This window comes from Pseudochrobactrum algeriensis, assembly GCF_018436245.1.
Lineage (GTDB): Bacteria > Pseudomonadota > Alphaproteobacteria > Rhizobiales > Rhizobiaceae > Pseudochrobactrum > Pseudochrobactrum saccharolyticum.
In genome coordinates this window covers 13316-33605 of sequence record NZ_CP075359.1, presented here as the reverse complement: position 1 = coordinate 33605, position 20290 = coordinate 13316, and the positions used below count along the sequence as shown (strand labels likewise).

17 protein-coding genes, 2 pseudogenes and 1 other annotated feature are annotated in these 20290 nt (G+C 43.0%); of the genes and pseudogenes, 6 read left to right on the top strand and 13 right to left on the bottom strand.

Translation table 11 applies throughout. From position 1 onward, the window contains the following. Window positions 1-2 precede the first annotated feature (2 nt). From KHQ09_RS00270 to KHQ09_RS00260, 3 genes are read right to left on the bottom strand one after another with little or no spacing between them, the layout of a single operon-like run. Window positions 3-743 carry a glycosyltransferase family protein gene (locus KHQ09_RS00270; RefSeq protein ID WP_213595981.1) on the bottom strand — a complete coding sequence of 247 codons (741 nt, stop codon included), beginning with the start codon at window positions 741-743 and terminating at the stop codon, window positions 3-5. Next, window positions 736-1527 (bottom strand): glycosyltransferase family 2 protein, encoded by a 792-nt coding sequence (locus tag KHQ09_RS00265; RefSeq protein ID WP_213595979.1) that lies wholly within the window; start codon window positions 1525-1527, stop codon window positions 736-738. The genes KHQ09_RS00270 and KHQ09_RS00265 overlap by 8 nt, the downstream gene beginning before the upstream one ends. Further along, the gene (locus tag KHQ09_RS00260; protein WP_213595977.1) at window positions 1524-1919 is read right to left on the bottom strand and encodes a GtrA family protein; all 396 of its coding nucleotides are present in this window, start codon (window positions 1917-1919) and stop codon (window positions 1524-1526) included. The genes KHQ09_RS00265 and KHQ09_RS00260 overlap by 4 nt, the downstream gene beginning before the upstream one ends. Before the next feature lie 371 nt (window positions 1920-2290). On the opposite strand from KHQ09_RS00260, the gene KHQ09_RS00255 reads away from it, so the two are divergent. Beyond that, window positions 2291-3889 carry a hypothetical protein gene (locus tag KHQ09_RS00255; RefSeq protein WP_213595975.1) on the top strand — a complete coding sequence of 533 codons (1599 nt, stop codon included), beginning with the start codon at window positions 2291-2293 and terminating at the stop codon, window positions 3887-3889. An 86-nt stretch (window positions 3890-3975) separates the two neighbouring features. Then, a protein-coding gene (locus KHQ09_RS00250; protein ID WP_420801420.1) for an IS3 family transposase occupies window positions 3976-5075 on the top strand; the annotation gives its coding sequence in 2 pieces (ribosomal slippage) (window positions 3976-4234 and window positions 4234-5075; 1101 coding nt in all). Between the two features lie 248 nt (window positions 5076-5323). Here KHQ09_RS00250 and rfbD read toward each other — a convergent pair. From rfbD to KHQ09_RS00215, 7 genes are all read right to left on the bottom strand, one after another. After that, window positions 5324-6196 carry a dTDP-4-dehydrorhamnose reductase gene (gene rfbD / locus KHQ09_RS00245; protein ID WP_213595973.1) on the bottom strand — a complete coding sequence of 291 codons (873 nt, stop codon included), beginning with the start codon at window positions 6194-6196 and terminating at the stop codon, window positions 5324-5326. Continuing rightward, a complete protein-coding gene (gene rfbB / locus KHQ09_RS00240; protein WP_213595985.1) occupies window positions 6193-7260 on the bottom strand; it encodes a dTDP-glucose 4,6-dehydratase in 1068 nt (355 codons plus the stop codon). The genes rfbD and rfbB overlap by 4 nt, the downstream gene beginning before the upstream one ends. A gap of 16 nt (window positions 7261-7276) precedes the next feature. Further along, window positions 7277-7831: a dTDP-4-dehydrorhamnose 3,5-epimerase gene (gene rfbC / locus KHQ09_RS00235; protein ID WP_213595971.1), complete on the bottom strand. Its 555-nt coding sequence runs from the start codon at window positions 7829-7831 to the stop codon at window positions 7277-7279. Continuing rightward, the gene (gene rfbA, locus KHQ09_RS00230; RefSeq protein WP_213595969.1) at window positions 7831-8709 is read right to left on the bottom strand and encodes a glucose-1-phosphate thymidylyltransferase RfbA; all 879 of its coding nucleotides are present in this window, start codon (window positions 8707-8709) and stop codon (window positions 7831-7833) included. The genes rfbC and rfbA overlap by 1 nt, the downstream gene beginning before the upstream one ends. Before the next feature lies 1 nt (window position 8710). After that, window positions 8711-9664: a glycosyltransferase family 2 protein gene (locus KHQ09_RS00225; protein WP_213595967.1), complete on the bottom strand. Its 954-nt coding sequence runs from the start codon at window positions 9662-9664 to the stop codon at window positions 8711-8713. A 61-nt stretch (window positions 9665-9725) separates the two neighbouring features. Further along, entirely contained in the window at window positions 9726-10730 is a 1005-nt protein-coding gene (galE, locus tag KHQ09_RS00220; RefSeq protein WP_213595965.1) for a UDP-glucose 4-epimerase GalE, read from the bottom strand. Between the two features lie 132 nt (window positions 10731-10862). After that, entirely contained in the window at window positions 10863-11684 is an 822-nt protein-coding gene (locus KHQ09_RS00215) for a polysaccharide pyruvyl transferase family protein (RefSeq protein WP_213630877.1), read from the bottom strand. A 94-nt stretch (window positions 11685-11778) separates the two neighbouring features. Between KHQ09_RS00215 and KHQ09_RS00210 the strand changes: the two genes are divergently transcribed. The 4 genes and pseudogenes from KHQ09_RS00210 to KHQ09_RS00190 all read left to right on the top strand — a co-directional run. Next, window positions 11779-13935, top strand: a complete 2157-nt coding sequence (locus tag KHQ09_RS00210) for a glycosyltransferase (RefSeq protein WP_213595960.1) — start codon at window positions 11779-11781, stop codon at window positions 13933-13935. A 179-nt stretch (window positions 13936-14114) separates the two neighbouring features. Continuing rightward, window positions 14115-15055, top strand: a pseudogene (locus tag KHQ09_RS00200) (IS3 family transposase); the annotation flags it as partial. Window positions 15056-15108: 53 nt separating this feature from the next. Further along, window positions 15109-16337, top strand: a protein-coding gene (locus KHQ09_RS00195; RefSeq protein WP_213595956.1) for an IS3 family transposase whose coding sequence is annotated in 2 segments (ribosomal slippage) — window positions 15109-15397 and window positions 15397-16337 — 1230 coding nt in all. Because the reading frame shifts where the segments join, the coding sequence is not laid out codon by codon here. Beyond that, window positions 15390-15506, top strand: a sequence feature (AL1L pseudoknot). It overlaps the preceding gene by 117 nt. Window positions 16338-16364: 27 nt before the next feature. Beyond that, window positions 16365-16514 (top strand): annotated as a pseudogene (locus KHQ09_RS00190) (integrase core domain-containing protein); the annotation flags it as partial. Between the two features lie 142 nt (window positions 16515-16656). Here KHQ09_RS00190 and KHQ09_RS00185 read toward each other — a convergent pair. From KHQ09_RS00185 to KHQ09_RS00175, 3 genes are all read right to left on the bottom strand, one after another. Further along, window positions 16657-18294 carry a glycosyltransferase family 25 protein gene (locus KHQ09_RS00185; protein ID WP_238481765.1) on the bottom strand — a complete coding sequence of 546 codons (1638 nt, stop codon included), beginning with the start codon at window positions 18292-18294 and terminating at the stop codon, window positions 16657-16659. 228 nt (window positions 18295-18522) lie between these two features. After that, window positions 18523-19266, bottom strand: coding sequence for an ABC transporter ATP-binding protein (locus tag KHQ09_RS00180; protein ID WP_213595952.1), 744 nt, complete (start codon window positions 19264-19266; stop codon window positions 18523-18525). Window positions 19267-19269: 3 nt separating this feature from the next. Beyond that, window positions 19270-20121 (bottom strand): ABC transporter permease, encoded by an 852-nt coding sequence (locus tag KHQ09_RS00175; protein ID WP_213595950.1) that lies wholly within the window; start codon window positions 20119-20121, stop codon window positions 19270-19272. Window positions 20122-20290 lie beyond the last annotated feature (169 nt).

Here is a 20290-nt window from a genome sequence, read left to right as displayed (position 1 = left end):
AGTCACGAACCATAGAGCTCGGGGAGTTGGCCTACTGCGGTTCGGAACTCTTCGGGCGTTCCAAAAGCGACATGTCGTGACAGATCAAAACCTTGGACCTTTTTAGTCATTGCAACCATTGTGTTATAGACACCACTGATGAACAATTCGGGATATGGACAATCCCCCTGATAAATCTTTGCAGCCGTCTCAAGCACCTCACGGTTCTTGAAACCATAGATGCCAGCTATCGCGCTATCACTGATAACCTTCTTTTCGGCAGTTTGGAGCAGCCATCCAGCGGAATCATATTGCGCGTAAGAAAAATGCGGTGCTGTGGAATGAAAGTGAGAAAGAAAACCATCTGTACCGTTAGACAGAGCGCAACAGGCCTCTTTGATCTGCGGATAGACAAAGGCATGATCACAGTCATTGATAATGATATGTGATTGCTTGGAAATATTTTGCAGCCCCAACATCGCCGTTTCCAGTGCTCCAGAAGTGAGCTGCGGCACAATATGGATTATGGCTTGAGGAAATCGTTCAATGACGGCCTTATCGATAGAAAAATTCTCGACATGCTCCTGAAGAACCACATAGATTAGCTGGACCTCTGGCAATACATCAATGATGCCGCGTGTGGCCCAATAAAAAAATGGCTGCTCATGCAATTCGATCAAGGGTTTTGGGAGGGTTTCACCCTCTGCAGCAAAGCGGGAGCCACGCCCAGCCATAGGCATGATCATTGTAACCGGGTCAGACATCAATCACTTCCCATCCATAACTATTAACAGTTTTATTCCGATGATCACGCTTCAGAAAATTGCGCCGCTGAAACAGTGCTGACAAGGCAATCTTTAGCGTTTGAATGGACTGACGGATCATCTTCACATTGGAAACCTGATCGTCCTCACGCCAGCTAATAGGCTCAAATCGAAGCTGGTCGCCATCTATTGCCTGGGCGCAAACCATGACACAATTGAAGGTCAGATTGTCCGGATAGTTCTGAAATGATTTGCCCTTCAGAGAACTCACCCGATAGAGGTTCAGCCCAGCTCCAAGATCTTTGATTGAGCGAAACACGCATAAACTATAAAGGAGGTTAAAGACATGATTACCGAAAATTCTAAAGCGGGAATAACCTGGCGTCTGTGATCCGGACATGAATCGGCTGCCCAATACTGCATCTTCGCTCAGAGAATCGCGCTGTAGCAAAACGCTGCGAAAATCGGCGACACTGCCCTGATCATCACCGTGTAATACTACTACCCAATCATATCCCTCTTGAATAGCATATTGAATAGCAACTTTATGCGATCCGCCAAGCCCATAATTATCATTATTGAGTAACAACTGGACATAGTTATCGCCGCGTCCCCTGATGTGATCTGCCACTACTTCACCCGTGCGATCCGTGCTACGGTTGTTGACGACGATCACTTGGTCTACAACTGACTGGCACCATTCGGCTTCGACCTGCGCCAGAACACGGCCGATCTGCTTTTCACAATTATAGGCGGGAATGAACAATAGAACTCGTGAACTCACGCCCACCTCCTGTTAGATAGCCAGCGCGAAGCAACAAAATTACACAATAACGAGAACGGCGTCACGATAAGTTTGGCAAACAGCGCTGAAGTTGAATAGTTAAACGCACTCAATGAAACCAGCTGATACGTAATGAAATGAATGATAAGTGCCCAGACCAGAATGTTGGCCTCTGTATAGATCAGATAATAAAATGTTGAGCGCCCGAGTGATTCACGCGATACGAAGATAAACAGCTTCGACGCTATGAACACAGCCATAGCTGCGATAGTGGCGCTGATGAAATTTGCTAAACCAGCAGACACGTCTGCTGTAGAAACAAGCAAGCTAAATATGGCAAAATCACACAGCCAGCCTAGGCCTGAAAAAACAATGAATTTGACGGCCTGCACGCTCAACTCCAACGCGATATTACCTATATTAATAAACCTTTTAGCCTTAGGCAATAAATATAATAATATAAATTGACTGGATCGGCACACCGACTTCATCATAGCATATTATATTACATCTCAATATCCAATAAACGATTACAGTGCCGCAGAATTAGATTTATTACTTAAATGTTTTTGAAGTTCAATGTCTACGACTAAAAATCAATAGCCAGTCGGAACTGACATTGCATACCTCATCAAAGACGAAATATTGACATCACTGCACATCCAATTAAAGCATATAATTCAACCTCCATACATAGCTCTATTAATGCGCTAGACAATTACTTAAAATTACAACTCAAAAATCGAACGGGACTTATAGCCGAGTGGACAGAGTAACCGAAAGACCGAGCAAAAAAACATCAAACGTCATCATTCACGTTCTTTTCGTGGTTTTTTTTGTGTATTCGATACTTCCTATCGCCCTTTTTGGAACAACTGCCAGTGAGGGTTTCGAATTTGCTACCACGAATTCGATCAACTCGCATTATAGTTCTGCGGTATTCGATAAAAGTGGATATAATTACGAGACTAGGCCAGGAGAATTTATACTATACCGACTCACAAAGAATTTCTTAGATATTGATGCGCTTCGCATAGGATCAGTATATTCATTGTTATTCTATATACTGTCACTTATTTCAGTAATGATTATATCATATAATATGAAAATATGTCATCCTATATTCGTCGGAATATCTTTCTTACTTCTATTTGACTACACTGCAAGCTCATCACAAGTTTCATCCAGCAATATATCAACAAGCGTTCTCATTTTCGGAATTAGCCTCCTATCCGTATTTTTTCGAAAGGGAGGAGCAATTCTGTTCGTCGCTGGCGTATTTATTTCTGCCCTTGCCACGCTCTTTCGAATCGATCTTGTCTTCATTCTCCCAGTTGCTGGATTAATCCCACTCTGTTTCAATGGAATTACTCTGAGATCGATCACAGTATGTATTTTTATAATTGTCGCCAGTTATGTTGTTTCTTTTTCAATATATAACGCTATTGGAATTAATATTGCAGAAGTACTATTGAGTAATGGAGAAAAAATCTCATTATTTCAGAATTGGGCCATTGATCAAATTATTGCTACTTTATTTCCATTTTTATTACCGATGGCATTAATTGGTACGATATTGGATACATGTAATTCTGGACGAGAATATTGGACACGTTCCCTCGCGCGAGCTGCTTTTTTTATGGGGCCATCTATACTGTTGGCATTTATCTATAGTGGACGAATGGATACTCCACGATTCCTAGTCCCAGCAATGCCATTCTTGGCCCTAGCAGGAGGAATTAGTGTCTCAGCATTCTGGACAGCGTTTACAAGAACATGGCGAACAGCCTTGGTAGGGTTCTGTATGATCGCAGCAACAATCACCGTCACATGGATAGCTCGAACTCCAAACTACGTCTGGGATGGATACCGGTTTAAGTATGCAACATACGCCACTCCCATCAAGACTCTGTTACTCAAAAGCCAACTCAATGATGCAGACAAACTACTAAACAATTTTATGCGAGAGTTTCCTGATCAAGACACGCTCTTCATCGCCGCCAGCTGGCGCCTTTATAATGCTCAACAGCGATTTCTGATACTAAACAATTGGACTGAAAAAGGCTCGAGACAGTTAGTTAACCCTCCCATTTCCTCCGCCAACATTGGGTGTCTTTTGTATGTAAAAGAAAGCCAAAAGTTAGAGCTTTGTCTCGCCGAACTGGGAAGAGAGTACAAGAGTTATCAACAAGCAGAAGAGGTATTAATTAGGCTCTCAGAAACATATTCTAACATCTATCTGCTTACCGACCCTGCGATTATTAAGAATAATCCCGCCCTACAATCTCGAACGCATACTATATTGGAATCAAGTAACTCAGACTGGGATCACTACACAATGTTATTATTGCGCATAAATTAGAACTGTTTCGAGCTTTCACACCTGACGTGAGCCCCGCAAACTCCTCCAGATTTTGGTAGAGTCCAATCCTTGGTAGGAGATGGACAATGAAACGCTCACGGTTTTCAGACGAACAGATAATCGGGATGATTAAAGAGCAGGAAGCTGGAACGCCGACTGCACAAGTGTGTCGCAAATATGGAATTAGCAGCGCCAGTTTTTATAAATATAAAGCCAAATTTGGTGGCCTGGAGGTTTCCGATGCGCGCAAACTGAAAGCATTGGAAGAAGAAAATGCCAAGCTAAAAAAGCTGCTGGCCGAGACGATGCTCGACAACGCTATTTTGAAAGATGTTGCTGCAAAAAAATGGTAACGCCCGATGCTAGGCGGGACGCAGTTGTTCATGTCTGCCAAGTGTATGCCGTGAGCCAGCGTCGGGCGTGTGCCGTTTTATGTATTGATCGATCTAGTGTGCGCTATCGTCGTAAGCGGCCTGATGATGCGCCTATTCGTGAAGCCATGAGACAAGTGGCCTCCGAGCGACGGCGCTTCGGTTATCGGCGCATTCACGTCATGTTGGAACGACAGGGGATCATCATGAACCTGAAGAAGCTGCGTAGATTATATCAGGAAGAGAAGTTGACTGTGCGCAAGCGTGGTGGGCGCAAACGAGCTCTGGGAACGCGGAGGCCGATAGTTTTACCATCGCGAGCTAATGAACGATGGAGCTTGGACTTTATCAGTGATGCCTTCACCGATGGTCGTCGGTTCAGGGTTCTTGCGGTCGTTGACGACTTCACGCGGGAGTGTCTGGCTTTGGTTCCCGACACATCCCTGTCAGGTCTGCGGTTAGCACGTGAATTGGATAATCTGGTCAGTCAACTCGGCAAGCCACGAACGATAGTTTCTGACAACGGAACAGAAATGACCAGTCATGCCATTCTCAAGTGGTGTCAGGAAACAGGCATTGAATGGCACTACATCGCGCCGGGCAAACCAATGCAAAACGGGTTTGTCGAAAGCTTCAACGGTAGTTTCCGCGACGAATGCCTGAACGAGACCTTGTTCTCATCGCTCGCTCAGGCGCGCACTGAAATCAAAGCATGGAAGGATGATTATAACAAAAACAGACCGCACTCTTCACTCGGCAATGCTACGCCCAATGAGTTCGCCATAAAAATGGCTCTAGAAAAACGGGCCGCCTAAGGCCAATATTAAACTCTAAGACTCTCCTGAAAAATGGAGGAGCATTGGGGCTCACGTCAGGTGGGTTAATATTTTTTGTCGAGAAGCTTTGACGGTCCAAGGAGGCTTCTCTCATACCTGCAAAACCGCCCCGTGGGGGCATAATAAACACGGAAATCCACCTAAAAGTACGCTCGAAACTGTGGAGATAAATGAAACTCTATTTCAGAATTCTATATCTAATAGCAAAAATTTCCATATACGAGCGTTCAATTTTCCCTAGCTGCTTCTAGTTTTTTTATTATTAACTGCGTAGAAGTCTTCCAGTTTGGCAGGCTACATGAAAAAGTGTGCTTTAGTTTTTCAGTAGAAAGTCGAGAATTTTTAGGGCGTTGAGCTTTTGAAGGATAGTCGATACCATTAATTGGATTGATGATAACCGACATTTTTGAGCATGAAAACATATACTCGGCCCAGTTGAACCATGTGGTTTCCGAGTCATCCACTAGGTGGTAGATCCCCCAGTCGCTAAAACCTTCCTCTGTGATTTTCCTGCAAATAGTTATGATTGTAGTGGCGATATTAATGGCCGAAGTTGGGTTGCCATGTTGATCTGCTACCACACTGATTTCAGATCTTTCACTACCGAGCCTTAACATGGTTTTTAGAAAGTTGTTTCCATAGGGGCTATACACCCAAGCTGTACGTAAGATGATATGCCTGCTGTTTGCAGCGGCCACTAAGCGCTCACCTGCCAACTTGCTTTTACCATATACAGATTGCGGATTTGGCGTATCTCGCTCTGTATATGGTTCTGACTTTATTCCATCAAAAACATAGTCGGTAGAGATATGAATAATTGGAATGCCTAACTTAGCTGCTGTTTCAGCAACAGCAGCCGCTCCTGTAGCATTCACGGCGTAAGCAAGTTCTGGTTCGTCCTCAGCCTTATCTACGGCAGTATAGGCCGCCGCTGAAACGATGACATCAGGATCTATTGCGAATAAAACTGCATCAATAGTGGAGGGAGTGGCCAAATCTAACTCTGGCCTGCCCAATGCAATTATCTCTGTCTTATCATCAGCTAATGCTAATAGACTGCGAACGACTTGACCATTTTTACCAGTAACTGCAATTTTCATGATGCTTCCGAATTCTGGCCTAAGCGTTCGCCTGTATAGGTCTGTTCGCGAATAGGGCGCCACCACCACTCATTCTGCAGGTACCAATCGATTGTTTTCTCCAAGCCACTTTCAAAGCTTTGAACTGGTTTCCATCCAAGTTCTGAAGAAATTTTACTGGCATCAATCGCGTAACGTCGATCATGACCCGGACGATCAGAAACAAACCTAATTAACTCGGAATATTTTTGATTATTGGCTCTCGCGCGCTTTCGATCTAGAATTCCACATATGGTTTCTACTACAGCGAGATTTGTCCGCTCTTCATTTCCACCAATATTATAACTCTCGCCCACACGCCCCTGCCTTACGACAATTTCAAGAGCTTTAGCGTGATCTTCTACAAATAACCAATCTCTGACATTATTGCCTTTTCCATAGATCGGTAGTTCGCGCTCATGCAATGCATTGAGAATAACGAGCGGGATGAGCTTCTCAGGGAAATGAAACGGCCCATAATTGTTTGAACAATTAGATAGGACAACAGGTAAGCCATATGTTTCATGCCATGCTCGCACGAAATGGTCTGAAGCAGCTTTTGAAGCAGAATATGGTGATGATGGCGCATATGGAGTTGTTTCGGTAAAGATACCCTCATCAAAAGGCAGATCACCAAACACCTCATCAGTTGAAATATGATGGAAGCGGAAGGTTTCTTTTTTCTCCGGAGCTAAGCCTCGCCAATAGTTCAATGCCGCACTCAGCATTCGAAATGTGCCTATCACATTAGTTTCAACAAAAGCTGCAGGGCCATCAATTGACCTATCTACATGACTTTCCGCTGCCAAATGCATAATGCTGTCAATTTTTTCATCATTCAGAATGGTAAGAATGGCGTTTACATCGCAAATATCGGTGCGATAATGCTTATAATTCGGTTCGTTTTCGATAGATCGAAGTGAATTCAAATTTCCTGCGTAGGTGAGCTTATCGACATTAATCACCCGAACTTTAGGGTTTTGTACGAGCAAACGACAAACGGCAGATCCAATGAAACCTGCTCCGCCAGTAACTAATATATTCATGTCCTGCATGCCGATCCTACTCAAAAACTTGCGCATCTTTTAGGTAAGGTGCTACTGAATCCTTAGCGGAAAGTTGGAGCTCATCATCCAAGTGGGGCCAATCAATTGCCAATTCCGGATCATCATAGCGAATGTTCCTATCACACTCAGCCGAATAGTATCCGCTTACTTTATATGCAACGATCGTGTGTTCTTTTAAAGTAATAAACCCATGGGCGAACCCCTTGGGAACCAAAATCTGATTGCCTTTTTCGGCTGTAATTTCAAGGGCAACCCATTTACCGAAAGTGTCGGAATTGCGTCGAATATCTACCGCGACATCCAGAATGGAACCTTGCAGAACCCTCACAAGCTTATCCTGAGCAAATGGAGGCAATTGGTAATGCAACCCGCGTAAAACGCCTTTGCGAGCAGAATAAGATTGGTTGTCCTGGACAAAGTCTAGTGAGATGTTATGCCTTTCCAAGGCTTCTTTGTTATAGACTTCTGAAAAATAACCGCGGTTATCGCCAAAACGGTCTGGAATGATTTCGATAACATCGCTGATGGCAAGTTCATTCACGATCATCATTATCGAGCTCTTTGAGCAACACGACGTTTGAGATAATCCGCATACTCGGTTTTCCCGAGATTAGAAGCTCTTTGCAGGACTTGTTCTGCATCCAGCCATCCCATTTCATAACCAATTTCTTCAGGGCATGCGATCTTGATGCCTTGCCTATGCTCAATGGTTCTCACAAATGATGAAGCTTCATGAAGGCTGGTGTGTGTTCCTGTATCAAGCCAAGCGTATCCCCGACCTAAACGCTGAACTCGTAACTGCCCCCTCTCCATATAAATATTATTGACCGTAGTGATTTCGAGCTCTCCACGTTCAGATGGCTTTATATTAGCGGCAATATTCACAATGTCATTATCGTAGAAATATAAACCAGTGACCGCCCAGTTGGATTTAGGTGTCTTAGGTTTCTCTTCAATGGAGCGAGCGACACCTGTGTCTGGATCAAACACAACTACACCATACCGTTCAGGATCATCAACATGATAAGCGAAGACAGTTGCCCCAACCTCTTGGTTGATCGCCTGGTTGCAAAGGGTCGGCAAATCGACACCATAATAGATGTTATCACCCAAAATCATTGCAACTGAGTCTGATCCGATAAATTCCCGACCGATAATAAATGCTTCAGCTAATCCGTTTGGATGTTCTTGTTCAGCATAAGAAAGAGAAATTCCAAAGTCGTCACCGTCACCAAGCAACTCTTTAAAGACAGGTAAATCACGCGGAGTTGAGATAATCAGTATTTCACGGATTCCAGCGAGCATCAGTGTGCTTAACGGATAATAAATCATTGGCTTATCATAAACAGGTAACATCTGTTTTGAAATGGCTAATGTAAGGGGGAATAATCGGGTTCCGCTCCCACCGGCCAGAATTATGCCCTTCAATTTATTCTCCTTGCGCTCTTAACGACGTTGATTTTCTTCGAAATAAGACAGAAACATAAAGACCAATATTGGCCATGCGTGTTTGACGTTTTATGTCATTCTTCCATAGGAATTTAGCACAACTTATACCGCCTTGCTGCCTTGCTTCTTGTAATCCTCTTACTATACTTTGGTTATCCTCAGTGAGTAAGCTATGGCATTTTTCTAAAGCAAGAAGATTGCTATCAATCCATTGCGAATATTGGCCGGACAATAAGCCGAAAATTCGCCTCAATATTGCTGTGTACCCTATGTTTTTCCCAAACATATTGTTTTGGTGTTGGCGGTAATCAATTTGAGGTTTTGGATCGTAATAGACTTTTCCTCCAGCTCCTGTAAGGATCTGGTAGCTCCACCAATCATGATGTAAAAACTTAGTTTTCATAGCACTTTCACGGACAATAGAAAATGCGGCGCTATTGAATACAATTGTATTTCCGCCAGCCAAGCTCTGAGTCAATGAATTGGTAAAGGAAGGAGGGCTGGTAAATAAAGGTGATAGTCCTGTCGGATTTCCATAGACATCAACCAAGCGAGTTCGACTGCAGTACATAGCTGGGGTGTCCTTACCCATAGATATGAGTTTACTCATCGCGACTTCAAGTTTATCTCTGTGCCAAATATCATCTTGATCGCTAAAAGCTACGTATGTTTTTTTATCGCTCACTGCTTGTATTAGATAGCGAAAATTCTCTGCATGTCCTGCCCTTGGACCTTTTATGATTTGAATAGAACCCTTACTCCAAGACTTTTTCCATGTATTGAGTATCTCAAGAGTGTTATCTGATGAACCATCATCGCTGACTATTAAATCTATATTTTTCCATGATTGGTTTACGAATGAGATGAGCTGCTCGTTGAGAAAATCGGCCCCATTATAAGTAGCCAAAAGAATGGTGATTTTTATATTATGCAATATGGAACTCGTTCCTAATCAATTAAGTTTTTTATTTGCAAATTAAATTATGCATTTCCTTCTAGTATCCGCTTGGATTTTTTACTTGCCAGTTCCACATATCTTCACACATTTCTCTTAAGCCTCTCTCAGCTTTCCAACCAAGCTGCTGTATGGCATACAATGGATCTGCATAGCACTCGGCTACATCGCCATCTCTTCTTGGTGCTATTTCATATTCAATTTTCTGATTAGAAATATGCTCAAACATTTTGATGACTTCAAGGACACTGTAACCATTGCCAGTACCTAAATTGTAGGCGTTACATTGAGCTTCGTTTAAATTCTCAAGTGCTTTTAAATGGCCAATTGCTAGATCTACAATATGTATATAATCACGTATACCTGTGCCATCTTTCGTCGGATAATCATTGCCCCAGATAGAAAGCTTCTCTCTTCTATTACTCGCTACTTGAGCAACAATTGGCATTAAATTATTAGGTATACCGATTGGATCTTCACCAATTAAGCCACTTTTGTGTGCCCCGACTGGATTAAAATACCTGAGAATAGCAATGTGCCAAGATGGGTCACTTGTATACAAATCTCTGAGTATATCTTCTACGATCAGCTTAGATCGTCCATACGGATTGGTCGTATGAAGCTCCATATCTTCTGTGATTGGCAGCCGTTTTGGGGCGCCATAAACCGTTGCTGAAGAGCTAAATACAAGCTTTTTCACATTACAAGATTGCATTGCCTGTAAAAGAGATAAAGTTCCCGCGACATTGTAGTCGTAGTATTTTAGTGGATTTTGGCAGGATTCACCAACTGCTTTTAAACCTGCAAAGTGCATAACTGCTTCACATTTAAAATCCGTTATTTGGTTTTTTATAAATGCAGTATCTCTTATATCACCTTGTTTAAAATCAACTTTTTTACCAGTAATTGTTTCCACACGCTTAATGGCTTCTGGATGACTATTTTCAAAATTGTCAATAACAAGAATTGAATGATTTGACTTCAAAAGTTCCACACAAGTATGTGTGCCGATAAACCCTGCACCGCCTGTTACTAGTACATTCATATTTCATTCCTATATTCTTTATCGAGTAGGATAAATGCTCTCAAATTAAATTCCCACTAAGAAAAGATTGAATAGCACCTAGCTTAATCACATCGAGTTTAAACTCATCGGTAACAATAGGTTTATCTACGGTTAGGGTTTATTTTTGATAGCGTTTACAATGTCTTGCCGTGTTTTATGAAATGAAGTATTTGGAAAAAAACGTGATAAAGAGTGCCTATAGATAGCTTCATTCTTGTAGTAGTTATTGGCTGTCATGTAGACTCGTTTACCGAGAAATGCAGCAAGGATCGCCACATGCAGTCGATCGGTTGCAACAATACGGCTAGGTGATAACGATGCTGCCATAGCCTCTGTGCTAGCTTTACTGAGGCGCTCATTGGTCCACCACGAACCATTCCAAGACAACGAAATATCCTGATTGCCATCAACCCAAAGATCGGAATCTCGCTCTTCGTCTTGACGAAAGCAATAAAAAACACCATCGCCTAGCTGCCAGAACTGTTGAAAGTAATCCTTCGGCAAATAGAAAGTCATATCATGAGACAGGTAAAAATGTTGGTTAGTATCTACCGTGTATTTTCTTGCGTTATCATATGAAATTGGATCTCTAATGAATATCTCAAGATTATCTTTACTAAATAGATTTCTATAATCTCTAATGGTGTGTGGTAATACTATTCCAGTGTTTCCATCAATATTTGATTGTATAGCGTTATAAAGTGTATCGTACTGATTTTCAATTAAATTTCCGCCTCCTCCGAAAAGAAGAGTACTACCTTTAGGTGCGATTTCATGCGGCCCTAATGCAGTGAACTCTATGCTCAATGAGTTCAAAAGCCACATTGTAGCATGCGCAATAAAGCCATCACCACCGTTTCCAGTATTAGGAAAGTAAAAGACATGTTGATTGCGTAGCGTCGCAAGCCGGTCAATTAATAAATCGGACAACATTAACACCTCATACAACTTTAAGAATCTGTAAAGCTTGATGATCACTGACTTGGTTGATAAGCATATAGCACGATAAAATTTTTGAGGCTATCTTGTGAGAATCCTATTAGTTACACCGGAAGTACCACGCATTGGTGGGGGAGGCATTGCAACCTACTCTGCGAATATGATGAAAGCTCTTAGTGAGAGCGGTCATACTGTTAATGTGTTGAGCTGGAGCGTTGTCAGTAATGAGAAAACTTCAAAAGAGGTTACTTCTGACGCGATGCACGTTAATGTGAGCGTCTCCGAAGTATGGGCTAAATACAATGCAGGTCCTCAATCAATCGCCGTAAGCCACTTTTTACTTGATTATATATTGGAGGCTATATCACTTTTCGAGTCAGATGTTCTCGAGGGTACTGATTATCTTGCGCCATTATATGCGTACCAGATCGCTAAAAGAAATGGAACCTTGGCTTCAGGACTCTCAAAGCCAGTGGTCATCTACAATCATGGATTGCAAAGAGATATTTATCGTTGCGATGCAAACATCCCTACCGAATGGGATAGACAAAATATTTATTCAGAAAGATTGACACTTAAGTGGGCCGATCTTGTTATAAATCCTTCTAATTTTTCATATAATACTTTGGTTCGTCAATGTGGAAATATTTTGACTTCAAAGGTAATACCAGAGCCATATTATTTTAATAATAAAAGTGATTTCGAAGGGATACGAAACAATTACATAAGTTTAGGAAGAACATGTATATCAAAAGGGTTAGATAAAAACATTCATTTTTTGAATGTGATTGATAGCATAAATCCTATTGATGAGATATTATTCATTGGTAAGGTTGGATATACTCCTTTCAAAGTGTCAAGTGCTGACGATTACACTTTGAAAAGACTAAAGCCATCCCTTCGAGGAAAAATTAATATTACTGGACATTTGTCTAGAGATGAAGTTGCGGCTGCAATTAATAGGGAGAGTGAAAAAGGATATTCTTTGAATTTTTCACCACAGGAAACTTTTAACTACGCCTTTCTTGAGCTTCTTGACAATGGTTGGCTGCCTTATTCAATGATGAATAGCGCAATGGAGGAGTTCTTCCCCAAAGACCTACAGCATCTGCTCATTCCAGAGGACTTTAATTTATCAACATTAGGGGCGATCTATGAGGCTATTCAATGTAACCATGTTTACGGAAACCAGATCAGAGAATACGCAGAAGCATTAACTCATCCAGATAAATTTTCAGACGATTACCTAAAAGCCGTCGATCCGCTTATCTCTTCAGGAAAAACTTTCCCTGCTGCGCCGCGCGCGACCGCACGAGCCTCAGACGTAACTTTTTTGATGGCAACTTTCAATCCTAAAGAGCAATTGCTAGAGACCGTCAGTAGCATTAAGGCGCAAACTGAAAAAGGTGCTCGCATGCTTGTCATGAGTGATGGTAGTTATGACGCTCAATCTTTGGCACTTCTAGACCAGTTGAATGCGTTTGACCACGTTAGAGTGATACACTCAGTAGCAAATGAAGGCCTGTGCGCGACTAGAACTAAACTTATTGCTTCCTGCGAAACAAAACTCTCAATTTTTATCGATGATGACGACCTCATTGAGGACAGATACCTCGAAAAAACGCTAAATGTCTACAATAAAAATATCATAGGAGCAAATGCAGTTCTCACTTGGCGCCGAAACTTTGGTATAAATAATCACCTTATTATCAACTTTAATATGGATGATTATGAATTTTTTCTCTGGAATGATTTCCGAATGACCAGCCTTATTGATACAGCTTCTTTGCGAAACGTGGGGTTCATACCAGGTATGCGTAATGGGGAAGCTGATGACTGGGATTTTTGGTTGCGCTTTAAAGAAATGGGATACGTTGCAACGATCTTACCAGAAGACTTGTTTAGGTATCGCTATCAAGAAGGGAGCATGTCTTGGCCGTGGTCAAAAGGACAAGCAGAGCTTACCGCTGAATTGCAATATAAAAGAATTATTGCAGGCCTAAAAATTGGTCGTGTGGCTGATGATATCGTACTTGAAATGTTAACATCTGCGCGTCTTACGGAAATGGAAATTGCACCTAACCACAGCGTAATGGAGCAATCTGATCTTGCTGCAATTCAACGGTGGAAATTCATTAGCAATGCAAAACTGCAACGCCCTGTTATCGGTAGAATAAGTGAATTCCTCTACCGAGGAGGATCCTGGTTAGCGAGAAAGTCAACGGGTCAAAGCGTTAAACATTAGTTTATAGGGCGCGCAAGCGCCCTATATCTATATTGAAGAAACCAAATATCAGCATTCTGGACATCGCTTGCAAGAACATGGCGAACAGCCGTGGTAGGGTTCTGTATGATCGCAGTGACGTGAGCCCCGCAAACTCCTCCAGATTTTGGTAGAGTCCAATCCTTGGTAGGAGATGGACAATGAAACGCTCACGGTTTTCAGACGAACAGATAATCGGGATGATTAAAGAGCAGGAAGCTGGAACGCCGACTGCACAAGTGTGTCGCAAATATGGAATTAGCAGCGCCAGTTTTTATAAATATAAAGCCAAATTTGGTGGCCTGGAGGTTTCCGATGCGCGCAAACTGAAAGCATTGGAAGAAGAAAATGCCAAGCTAAAAAAGCTGCTGGCCGAGACGATGCTCGACAACGCTATTTTGAAAGATGTTGCTGCAAAAAAATGGTAACGCCCGATGCTAGGCGGGACGCAGTTGTTCATGTCTGCCAAGTGTATGCCGTGAGCCAGCGTCGGGCGTGTGCCGTTTTATGTATTGATCGATCTAGTGTGCGCTATCGTCGTAAGCGGCCTGATGATGCGCCTATTCGTGAAGCCATGAGACAAGTGGCCTCCGAGCGACGGCGCTTCGGTTATCGGCGCATTCACGTCATGTTGGAACGACAGGGGATCATCATGAACCTGAAGAAGCTGCGTAGATTATATCAGGAAGAGAAGTTGACTGTGCGCAAGCGTGGTGGGCGCAAACGAGCTCTGGGAACGCGGAGGCCGATAGTTTTACCATCGCGAGCTAATGAACGATGGAGCTTGGACTTTATCAGTGATGCCTTCACCGATGGTCGTCGGTTCAGGGTTCTTGCGGTCGTTGACGACTTCACGCGGGAGTGTCTGGCTTTGGTTCCCGACACATCCCTGTCAGGTCTGCGGTTAGCACGTGAATTGGATAATCTGGTCAGTCAACTCGGCAAGCCACGAACGATAGTTTCTGACAACGGAACAGAAATGACCAGTCATGCCATTCTCAAGTGGTGTCAGGAAACAGGCATTGAATGGCACTACATCGCGCCGGGCAAACCAATGCAAAACGGGTTTGTCGAAAGCTTCAACGGTAGTTTCCGCGACGAATGAACCGTACCGGGTTTGCCGGAGGCTCCAACTTCTGAGAGATTGGGGCCACTATGAGCAAAACAACGAACAAGTTTTCACCTGAAGTGCGTGAACGTGCCATCCGTATGGTGCTGGATCACGAAGCAGAGCACCCTTCTCGGTGGGCTGCCGTTTCATCAATCGCTACCAAGATTGGTTGTTCGCCAGCCACCCTGCATGAGTGGGTGAAGAAGACCGAGGTCAACACTGGTAAACGAGCAGGCCTGCCGAGCGATGTCGCCGAGAAGATGAAGGCTCTTGAGCGAGAGAATCGCGAGCTTCGTCAGGCCAATGAGATATTGCGCAAAGCGTCTGCTTATTTTGCCCAGGCGGAGCTCGACCGCCCCTTCAAACGATGATTTCATTCATTGACGAATACCGTAGCGTGTTTGGGGTCGAGCCGATCTGCAGATTATTGCCGATTGCCCCGTCAACCTACTACGAGAACGTCGCCAAGCGCCTGGACATCAACCGGCTGTCGGTCCGCACCCGCAACGATATCAGCCTGAAGATCGAGATACGTCGTGTCTTCGAGCAAAACTTCTGCGTTTATGGCGTTCGCAAGGTCTGGCGGCAATTGAAGCGTGAGGGGTTCGATGTCGCCCGTTGCACTGTGGCTCGACTTATGAGGTCTATGGGTCTTCAAGGCATCATTCGTGGTAAGCCAGTCAAAACCACGGTGTCAGACAAAACTGCGCCGTGCCCGCTTGACCGAGTGAACCGGCAGTTCTATGCGCCCGCACCGAACATGCTGTGGTTATCCGATTTCACATACGTGGCAACCTGGCAAGGCTTCGTCTATGTCGCCTTTGTCATTGACGCTTTCGCCCGCCGCATCGTTGGCTGGCGAACTAGTCGGACGGCGCATACAGATTTCGTGCTCGACGCTCTTGAACAAGCAATTCATGATCGTCGGCCTGTCCATCGCGGAGGGTTGGTTCATCATTCTGACCGCGGTTCACAATACCTGTCGATCAAGTATTCTGAGCGTTTGGCGGAGGCGGGCATCGAGCCTTCTGTGGGAAGTGTGGGTGACAGTTACGATAACGCGCTCGCCGAGACAATCAACGGTCTTTACAAGGCAGAGGTCATCCACCGGCGAGGGCCATGGCGCAACTTCGAAGCTGTCGAGTTCGCCACATTGGAATGGGTAGATTGGTTCAATAACCGTCGTCTTCTGGAGCCAATCGGCAACATACCGCCAGCCGAGGCAGAAGAACGATACTACTTCATGCTGGACGAACCAGCATGGGCAGCATAACTTAAAATAAATGGCCTCCGGCAAACCCGGTACGGTTCAGAATGCCTGAACGAGACCTTGTTCTCATCGCTCGCTCAGGCGCGCACTGAAATCAAAGCATGGAAGGATGATTATAACAAAAACAGACCGCACTCTTCACTCGGCAATGCTACGCCCAATGAGTTCGCCATAAAAATGGCTCTAGAAAAACGGGCCGCCTAAGGCCAATATTAAACTCTAAGACTCTCCTGAAAAATGGAGGAGCATTGGGGCTCACGTCAGTCACACCAAGCATCCTTACTTTTTTAAGTCACAAGATGTCTACAAATCTCGGGACTATTCATCCGGCTTCAGTTTTTGTAGTGCCGCTTCGATCCTGCAAAGCCCGCCAATCCTGCACTAACTCTTCTATCTTTTGCTGAGCCTCTGCGATCATCGGGGTATAACGAACATTTTCAAACCCCCAAAGAGTTGATGTCGCATCTTCCTTGTGCCCAGCAATAAACGGCAAGGTTACAATAACGCGCAATGTTTCCTGACGTTCCAAATATCTATCAATGGTATTAGTAACAGGATCTGTATCAAGCGGGTTCCATCGCGACAAAATTTCCAATGCGCTTTTATTATATATATTAAAAACAGTACTGGTCATCTTATCAATAGTGACATAAATACGCCCATTTACATTCTCAACGGATAAAACTTTTGCATCAGGATGTACATCAGCCATTAAACCAGAAAAAATATCCCAATTATCTTTTCTAGCATCTAGATATTCATTTACTTCACGAAGTATACTATTAAAAGTGTTTGGAAGTTCTACATCATCTTCGATAACTGTGAGCCTACTTATATTATTTTTAAGCGCATAACGTGATAAAGCATTAAAACTGCTACCACATCCTATCCAGCCCAAGCTGTTTCTAATTCCATCAAATATTTTGCAACCATCTGGTAGTGACTTGGATAAAGCTCTACGGCGATCGATTGTTTCTGGTAACGATAAAGCAAAAAAAGTGTTTGGTTGAGATAAATATATCGATTCATCAAGAATAACGTTAGCCGGTATTACACCGATTGCTACCAAAAAACGGTCAAACATAAATTTAAAACGTGCCGCACTAAGTGTGGCGACATCCTTAATATTTTTGTTAACAGTTTCAATATTATTCAAAATTCTAGATGCCTGCGTCATCATACTGTCAATTGATCCTTCTTCGAAAAATTGAACAGCGCCATTAAATTCTGGATATTCCTCTCGATCAACAGTACTTTCTGAGAGAATCGGAACACCCAATGAAAGACACTCACATAAGCGAGGCGTCTCTAACAAAGCACCTTCATAGTAATGGATGTTAATTACGGCTTTTGCTTGCCGGATATTAGCGTAAAGCTCGTTTCCAAATAAGTCATTACATATTTTAACACTATATTTTTCTTTTAATTTATCTAGAAATTTTCTTCTTCTTTCACTACTCAAAACGTCACCGTAGAAAATAAAATCATACTTCTTTTCTACAATATTATCAATTAGTGCATTGTCTTTTGATACACCTATTGGAAGATAGTGCACGTTAGGATATTTTATTTTATTTTTTGAAAGAAATTCGATATTAGTTAAAGAATAATCCAAAACACCTATAGAGCTATTAAGTTCCTTAATATACTCTTTTGTAAACCATCGCGAACTCACTGATTGTTCTAATTGAAATATGATACGTTTGTTTGCCGGAGGAAGCCTCCTAAACATCTGAGCGCACAAAACAATATAAAAATCATGGTTAAAGCTCTTTTCAGAGCCTGTTATAATTTCACTTTCAATTCCATGAAACGCAAGATGGTCAGCTATTGTTTTTGCTATAAACAGCGTATGAGGAGTGCAAAGGATGCCCCACACCGTACCATTTCCATTTGCGAGCCGTCGACGCAATTTTACATGAGAATATTCTCGCCCATACCACTTCAGACGATTTGCCAAACCTGAAAAGTCTCCGCGTGTCAGATAGCGCAAACCATTAGTAAACTGTCTGAATCGGCTAGAGAGCTTTAGCATATTTTAAAAAACCTCTTTATAAAAACGAAAATTGATTTTTCTAAAATAGATATTCCCTTATTGGGATTAAAATATATTGTGAAATATCTATATTATTCATTCAATTTTGTTTTTGGTTATAACAAATATATTATTTTATTCTTTAAAACTTAGCTAACGTTCAAAGTATTTTTGAAGAACTTCATCAGGATTACCATCCATTTTGACTCTTCCGTGTTCTAGCCAAATTATTCGGTTACAGTTCTTTCTCATCAAATCTTCTGAATGGCTTGCCAAAATAAGAATTTTTGTTGAATCAACTAGCTCTCGCATACGTGCGTTAGCGCGTTCTTTAAAGTCTTCATCACCCGTTGAAAGCCACTCGTCCATTATCAAAATTTCAGGACGAACAGCGGTCGAAGTTGCAAATGCTAATCTCAACTGCATACCAGATGAGTAAGTACGAAAAGGAACGTCCAAAAATTCCCCTAGTCCTGAAAATTCAGCAATTTTTTCAAATTGCTGGTCAATTTCTTCGGGTAGCATACCCATCATTGCTGAGCGCAAGCGGATGTTCTCGCGCCCCGTTGCATCCGGATCAATACCAAGATTGATATTAATGAGCGATACGCAGTGCCCCTTGATCACTGAGCTGCCATTAGTCGGTGTATAGATACCCGACAACACGCGTAGCAGAGTGGTTTTTCCTGATCCGTTATGGCCTATCAGACCAACACGATCCCCGTCGCGGAATGTCATAGAAACATCGTCGAGGCCACGCACAATCACCAGACGATCACTGCGCCGTTCAATTTTACCGCCTGTTGCAATACTAAGAACACGGTTTTTAAGCGAACGACTGGTTGAATTATAGATCGGAAACTCAACGCTGACATTCTGAAGCTGAATTAAACTCATCTTTTACAACCAATACGCTACACGCCAACGATAGCGCCCGAAGAACAAAATTGCCACAACCCAACCCGCTATCGCGCAGGAGAATCCAAACACCCAGTCGAGCATAGATGGTGGGGAACCGAAGAGTGGAGCCCGCACAAGTTCAATAAAATGATAAAAGGGATTCAACTCTATAAATGCTCGAGACACGTGGTCCGGTAGTATTTTTACCATCCACATAATCGGAGTTGCATAGAACAAAACCTGTAGAATATTGGTTACTACCTGCGTCATATCCCGAAATCTTGCGCAGACCACTGCGAGGATTAGCATCATCCAGGCCATATTCAGACATAGGAGAATAAAACCGGGAATTGCCCATAGCGCATTCAAACTAATCATCTTGCCAAAAATTAGCAGAAGAACCGGAAATATAACTATATTATGGGCAAAAATTATGACATTTCTCCACACCGTACGCATTATGTGGGTAAAAAGCGGCATTCTAACCTGCAAAATAATCCCATCTGAGGATGTAAATGTCGTACATCCCTCCGCCAAACAGGTTGAGATAAAACTCCAAGTAATCACACCGGCGCAGAGGTAGGGCAAAAACTCACGCATTTCGCTTTGGAAAAGCGTCCCGAAAATCAGTCCGAGTGCCCCAATAAACACAGCCATATTCAGTGTAAGCCAGAAAGCACCAACCCGCGAGCGGCGATATCGCTGAGCAACATCCTGCCATCCAAAAATAAGCGCCAGTCGGTATTTCGACAGCGCTTCTGCGATATCACGAAGAGCAACCGCAGCTCCTTTGGTCGGCTCGGCGATTACGAGTTCATGAGAACCGTCTGCAGTAGAAATATCAACGCTCATAACTTTACCTTAGCTAATCTTCGAGTTCTCACGATTGCCACTTTCTCAAATGTTTTTATCAACGTATTATATTCTAATTGAAAAGATGTACTGCAAATCCCAACGAAAGGCGTTTTGCCAGTTTGCGTTATTAACTATAGGGATATCATACAAAACGAGTTCTCCCGAT